At 44.8% G+C, this 5,235-nt stretch carries 4 protein-coding genes; 3 read left to right on the plus strand and 1 reads right to left on the minus strand.

Annotated features, from left to right (window positions below):
* Positions 1-433 precede the first annotated feature (433 nt).
* Positions 434-3,100, plus strand: coding sequence for a bifunctional acetaldehyde-CoA/alcohol dehydrogenase (gene adhE / locus BGL89_RS09155; protein ID WP_286825450.1), 2,667 nt, complete (start codon positions 434-436; stop codon positions 3,098-3,100).
* Positions 3,101-3,166: 66 nt separating this feature from the next.
* Here the strand turns inward: adhE and gloB are convergent, their stop codons facing one another.
* Entirely contained in the window at positions 3,167-3,940 is a 774-nt protein-coding gene (gene gloB, locus BGL89_RS09160; RefSeq protein WP_286825451.1) for a hydroxyacylglutathione hydrolase, read from the minus strand.
* Between the two features lie 184 nt (positions 3,941-4,124).
* Between gloB and BGL89_RS09165 the strand changes: the two genes are divergently transcribed.
* Complete coding sequence (locus BGL89_RS09165; RefSeq protein ID WP_286825452.1) at positions 4,125-4,691, plus strand: Panacea domain-containing protein; 567 nt, start codon at positions 4,125-4,127, stop codon at positions 4,689-4,691.
* Between the two features lie 144 nt (positions 4,692-4,835).
* Complete coding sequence (locus BGL89_RS09170) at positions 4,836-5,111, plus strand: hemolysin XhlA family protein (RefSeq protein WP_002739175.1); 276 nt, start codon at positions 4,836-4,838, stop codon at positions 5,109-5,111.
* Positions 5,112-5,235: the final 124 nt, after the last annotated feature.

Below are 5,235 nucleotides of genomic sequence, written 5' to 3' on the forward strand. Positions count from 1 at the left end.
AACAATTGACAAAAATCGCTAAATGCCTTTCTATATAAGGGTTCCATCCCTTATAACCCCCGTCCATTGCATAACACAAACCGAAGAGCCTCAACTTTAAACTTTTCACTCAAGGAGCGCGGAATAGAACCAGCTTCTCGAACACCGGCTTGAATTTCTGGTAACTTGATCATTGAGTCTCTGTCCTCAAACTTTTTCTAGGTACTGGTCAATCCTAATTTATACTAAATCCAGTTATCAAAAACTGATTATTTATTCTCCCCTTTGCATGAGTGCCTGTCCTGATATGTTACCTATGCTCAATGGATTTAGGATTAGTATCCTATAATACCAATGCTTAGGAAACTATAAAGAAAATCCCAAGATTAAGCGAATCCCCTGCCGAAAAACGCTATAAGAGAATAAAAAGCGTAATTTTATCTACAAAATTGTTATGACAGTTACCAATAGACAAGAGCTAGAAGAACTCATTCAACAGGTAAAAAAAGCTCAACAACAATTTGCCAACTATAGCCAAGAACAAGTAGATCTTATCTTCAAAAAAGCGGCATTAGCAGCTAACAACGCTCGCATTCCCCTGGCTAAAATGGCCGTACAAGAGACCGGGATGGGAGTAATAGAGGATAAAGTGATTAAAAACCATTTTGCCTCAGAAATCATCTACAACAAGTATAAACACAGCAAAACCTGCGGCATCATCGAAGAAGATAAATCCTTTGGTCTGCAAAAAATCGCCGAACCCGTGGGCATTTTAGCGGGGATCGTACCCACAACAAATCCCACCTCTACAGCCATTTTTAAAGCCCTAATTGCCCTGAAAACCCGCAACGGCATCATTTTTTCCCCCCATCCGCGAGCCAAAGACTGCACCATCGCAGCGGCCAAAATTGTCTTGGAAGCGGCCGTGAAAGCGGGAGCGCCGGCTGGTATTATTGGTTGGATCGATCAGCCATCGGTGGAACTTTCCCAAGCATTAATGCAACATCCCTGCATTAATTTAATCCTCGCTACCGGCGGCCCCGGGATGGTAAAAGCGGCCTATTCTTCGGGAAGACCTTCCTTAGGAGTCGGCGCTGGCAATACCCCCGCTTTAATTGACGAAACCGCTCACATAAAAATGGCCGTTTCCTCGATTATTCTCAGTAAAACCTTCGATAACGGCATGATTTGCGCCTCGGAACAATCGGTAATCGTTGTCGATAGCATCTATGAGGAAGTTCGACAGGAATTTATTGATCGCGGGGCCTATCTTCTTTCCCCCGAAGAAAGGGAAAAAGTCACCGAGATTCTCCTAAAAGATGGTCATATCAACCCCGATATCGTCGGGCAATCGGTGGAAAAATTAGCCGCTATAGCTGGAATTTATGTTCCAGAAGATACCCGATTACTAATCGGAGAAGTAGAAAATATTGGCTTAGAAGAACCATTTTCCTACGAAAAACTCTCGCCAATTTTAGCTATGTACCGAGCGAAAGACTTTGAAGATGGGGTGAAAAAAGCCGAAAAACTGGTCTTATTTGCGGGTCGAGGTCATACGGCCGTGCTTTATACATCTCCCTCAAATCGGGAACATATTAAGCGCTTTGAAGACAACGTAGAAACGGCCCGGGTATTAATTAATACCCCTTCCTCTCAAGGTGCGATCGGTGATATCTATAACTTCCGTCTCGATCCTAGTTTAACCCTCGGTTGTGGCACTTGGGGCGGTAATTCCATCAGCGAAAACGTCGAACCTAGCCACCTGTTAAATATTAAAACCGTGGCCGAGCGCCGGGAAAATATGCTTTGGTTCCGAGTACCACCAAAAGTATATTTTAAATACGGGTCATTACCGATCGCTATTCGGGAATTAGCCGGCAAAAAACGGGCCTTTATTGTCACCGATAAACCTCTTTTTGACCTAGGAGTTACCGCAGCTTTAGAGGAAGTTTTAGAAGAAATCGGCATCACGGTTAATATCTTTTATGATGTGGAACCCGATCCTTCCCTAGAAACCGTCGAACGGGGGTTAAATGTGATTAATACCTTCAATCCCGATGTGATTATCGCTATCGGTGGCGGTTCCCCGATGGATGCGGCCAAAATCATCTGGCTACTCTACGAGCATCCAGAGATAGAATTCGAGAGCTTGGCCATGCGCTTTATGGATATCCGCAAACGAGTCTATGAATTGCCCCCTTTAGGTCAAAAAGCTCTGATGGTGTGTATTCCCACCACTTCGGGAACAGGATCGGAAGTGACTCCCTTCGCTGTTGTTACCGATCGCCGTAATAATATTAAGTATCCTCTGGCAGATTATGCCCTAACTCCCAGCATGGCCATCGTCGATCCGGAATTAGTGCTGAATATGCCGAAAAAATTGACAGCCTACGGCGGAATTGACGCTTTAACTCACGCTCTTGAGGCCTACGTCTCGGTTTTAGCCTCAGAATATACTAATGCTCTTGCTCAAGATGCCATCCGACTGCTGTTTAAATACCTGCCCAGTTCCTATCATAACGGAGCTAAAGACCCGAAAGCGCGGGAAAAAGTTCATTATGCGGCGACAATGGCAGGAATGGCCTTCGCTAATGGCTTTTTAGGCATCTGTCACTCCATGGCCCACCAATTGGGGGCCATTTTCCACATTCCCCACGGTCTCGCCAATGCCTTGATGATTTCCCACGTCATCCTCTATAATGCCACCGATGCCCCCTTTAAACAGGCCACCTTCTCTCAGTACAAATATCCTAACGTGAAATGGCGCTATGCCAGGATCGCCCATTCCCTGGGATTGGGAGGAGAAAGCGAGACCGAAAGTGTGGAAAGATTGGTATTAGCGATCGAATGTTTAAAACGGGAAATCGGTATTCCGGCCAGTATTAAAGAGGTAATTCCCGAAACTGAAGCCGAATTTATGGCCAAATTAGACCATTTAGCCGAACAAGCTTTCGATGATCAGTGTACCGGAGCCAATCCCCGTTATCCCCTGATCGAGGACTTAAAAAACCTCTTAATCCAAGCTTATCACGGCAATTTGCCTCTAGAGGTGACGGTAAATGGTCACGGTGATGTCAGTCTTGCCGATTTGAAGTTAGATCCGCAACCCTTGAGCTTGTAATCTGATCCGATAACGCGATCGATCCTGTATTCTCAGGATCGATCGTTTTTTTTGACGCCGCTACTGCTAAAAATTATCCTTTTTCCCCCGCAGCCGTGCAAACACTTGTACTGGTTCTCTGCTATCCATGGTCATTTCCAAAGCGGGACTATCCCAGCGCAAAAAAGGATTAGTCAGCTTTTCTGTCCCCAAAATTGCCGGAATCGTGGGAATATCTTCAGCGCGATTTTTCTCCACTTCCCGATAACGCTGTTGCAGAGCAGCATTATTAGGGTCAACTGTCAAGGCAAACTTTAAATTATTTAACGTATATTCGTGAGCGCACCAAACCCGGGTCTGGTCAGGCAGCGATCGCAATTTAGTTAAAGAAGCCACCATTTGCCCCGGTGTTCCCTCAAATAAACGACCACAACCCCCCGAAAACAGGGTATCACCGCAGAATAACTCGCCGTAATCTCCGGGGTTAACCGGGGGAAAATAGTAGGCAATATGAGCGCGAGTGTGGCCGGGGACAAAGAAAACCTCGGCCCAGCGACCGGCAAATTCCACCTGGTCCCCCTCCTCTAAAAACAGCTGCTGGCCCGGAATGCGACCGCGATCCTCCTTTCCCCCATAAACACAAAGATGGGGATAACGATTAATTAAAGCCTGATTAGCCCCCACATGGTCGCCGTGGTGATGGGTATTGAAAATAGCGACTAAATCCACCTGTAAAGCCTCTAATCGCCTGAAAACGGGTTCAGGTTCGGCCGGATCCACCACGGCTGCGATTTTTTGTGCGCGATCGTAGAGGAGAAAAATATAATTATCGGAAAGGGCGTTAAGACGTTCGATCTCCATGCTAGACTCTTGGGCTAAGGTTTAACTCGATCATACCTATAGCAGCCGATGGCAGCATCTTTTAGAAATCAGGCTAGAAGCCTCAACCACTGGGACAAAATCTTAAATGTGGCCGATGTAGAATAATAACTATAATAAAAGTGTAATAAAAGTGTCATAAAAAAGCAGTGAATTTATAGTAGTTATGACGATCAAATTTCGGTTTCATCCAGAGAAAACAGTGGAAGCCGCTGCTATACTCTTAAAGCTACACGGCAAACCGATGAAGTATTTAGGGTTGCTGAAAATGCTCTATATAGCTGACCGTCGTGCTTTAAAAACCATGGATCAACCAATTACCGGGGATAGATATGTATCAATGGATTATGGACCGGTTCTCAGTGGTGTTTATGATTTGATTAAAGGACAACCCGTGGACTCTGCCTTACCCCTGTGGTCGAAATATATTTCTCCCCGCGATTCTAATTATGTTGACCTGCTGCAATATCCCGGCAATGAAGAACTCTGTGAAGAAGAAGAAATGATTCTTAAACAGGTTTACAACACTTTTGGCCATCTCAATCCCTTTCTTGTAGCCGAATGGACTCACGATCTACCAGAATGGAAGGATCCCCATGGTTCCGCTATTCCAATTTCAGTAGAGGATGTTTTGCGATTTATGGGTAAAACAGAGGAAGAAATCGCAGATATTAGCCAAGAAGCCCAGCGAGAAGCCTATTTAGATGGAGCTTTACCAAAAATTTTGGGTTAAAGCCCCGCCCTTTAGTGTAGGGTCGGGCGACTTTTAATTTATGGGTTGTCAACTTCAGAAGCAATTCTGTCTAAGCAAGTAATCTCTGTGAACCAAGAATCCCCGTCTTTTTAGAGCGGGAAGTGTCAAAAGGATTTTACCAAAATGTCTAACGAAACCGTTACCTATTCCCTAGAAGCTGTTCTCAAGGAAATCAAAGACAGTATTAAGGAAGTTAGCCACAAAATCGACAAAATTGACGAACGGCTAACTAAGTTAGAGGTGGGACAAGCTAAACTGACTGAGAAAGTCGATGGGATGGATAGAAGGCTCGAAAAGGTTGAGGGAACCCAGAAAAATCAGGTCTGGACGTTAATAATTCTTTTAGGAGGGGCGATAGCTACGGCATCGTGGCGCTCTTTCTTTTCTGGGAATCCTTGACCATCTATGAGTTTGCTAGTGTATGGCATTTATTTAGGGCTTGCTGAATAATGGTAAAACCCTTTTAAAATAAGGCTTTTGACCTGTTAAAATCCGATGTTAGTGCAAGAAAATAGGATTGGGA

Source organism: Microcystis sp. LSC13-02, from assembly GCA_002282935.1.
In the GTDB taxonomy this organism is placed as follows: domain Bacteria; phylum Cyanobacteriota; class Cyanobacteriia; order Cyanobacteriales; family Microcystaceae; genus Microcystis.

Coding starts and splice junctions, on each gene's coding strand:
- adhE (WP_286825450.1), top strand. CDS start 434: ATGACAGTTACCAATAGACAAGAGCTAGAAGAACTCATTCAACAGGTA.
- gloB (WP_286825451.1), bottom strand. CDS start 3,940: ATGGAGATCGAACGTCTTAACGCCCTTTCCGATAATTATATTTTTCTC.
- BGL89_RS09165 (WP_286825452.1), top strand. CDS start 4,125: ATGACGATCAAATTTCGGTTTCATCCAGAGAAAACAGTGGAAGCCGCT.
- BGL89_RS09170 (WP_002739175.1), top strand. CDS start 4,836: ATGTCTAACGAAACCGTTACCTATTCCCTAGAAGCTGTTCTCAAGGAA.